The organism is Aureimonas ureilytica (assembly GCF_001475935.1).
In the GTDB taxonomy this organism is placed as follows: domain Bacteria; phylum Pseudomonadota; class Alphaproteobacteria; order Rhizobiales; family Rhizobiaceae; genus Aureimonas; species Aureimonas ureilytica_A.
In genome coordinates this window covers 1-958 of the sequence record NZ_LDQA01000149.1, presented here as the reverse complement: position 1 = coordinate 958, position 958 = coordinate 1, and the positions used below count along the sequence as shown (strand labels likewise).

Annotated in this window: 1 protein-coding gene; it reads right to left on the bottom strand. The window is 64.0% G+C overall.

The window, feature by feature from the left end; genetic code table 11:
• The coding region (locus tag NS365_RS23150; RefSeq protein WP_153003935.1) for a hypothetical protein at positions 1-658 on the bottom strand (658 nt) is incomplete at its 3' end.
• Positions 659-958: the final 300 nt, after the last annotated feature.

Below are 958 nucleotides of genomic sequence, written 5' to 3'. Positions count from 1 at the left end.
GCTCGGCTTGCCCGTCGCGCAGAATTTCGCAGGCCTGGCAGAAGGCCGCGTAATTGTCCTGCAAGGTCGGGCGCACGGCGCCTTCCCGGCCGAAGGGTCGGAACAGGGCGCGGGTTCGCAGGAGATCGTCCGACGCCATATTGGCAAAGCGCAGATGAAGATGGGGATCCACCAGCATCACGCCGAAGGGCAGCGGGTCCCAGAGATCGCGCATTTGGGCGAACTCGGCGCGCCCTGAACCGCGCAGGCCGCGAAACACCTGAAACGAGGCCGTCAGCGTTGCACCGAGGCGAGACAGCAGAATTTTCGCCTGGTAGGCATCGGCGGACCAGATCTCGACCTTCCAGACGCCGCTCGACGTTTCCGCCAGAACCATCGACGCATCGCAGGGGCGCACGCCCTCCGCCTCGACCGAGCCGTCGCTCTGGCGACGTCCGGCACGCCGATCCGCGCTCGTGCCCAGAGCGTTCAGCCGAATGGCCGGCCCCGTCATGCCGTGGGGATGAAATCCGATCCGGCAATGGCCGGCACTGACGGCTTCGCCGATGCCGCGAGCCAGCTGGCTCCAGATGCGCACGTCGAACGACGCTTCGCGCAACTGCTCGAGCAGAAACTCGATCCGGGTCTCAAAAGCGGAAGGTGACGCGATGGCTTTCATACGAAGGAAAATTCCATGAACTGCGACCGAGCACAATTGCAGAACTAAGGGGTAATGAGACGCAAAGGCCGATCTGTAGATTCGTAGGTGACTGACCATCTGGAAAAGCAGGTCCGCGCCCCAACGGCACGACCGCGAAACACTCCCGCGACGGCACGGCGCGACCAAAGACGGTTGCATCGCGACGCGAGCCCCCGTATAAGCCGGCCGTTCGTATGAACTGGCCGGCAGGGCATGCCGTGCCTGTTCGAATGCTGACGCGACCTTCGAGATCCTTCGATGCGTGGCTGGCGCGGCTCT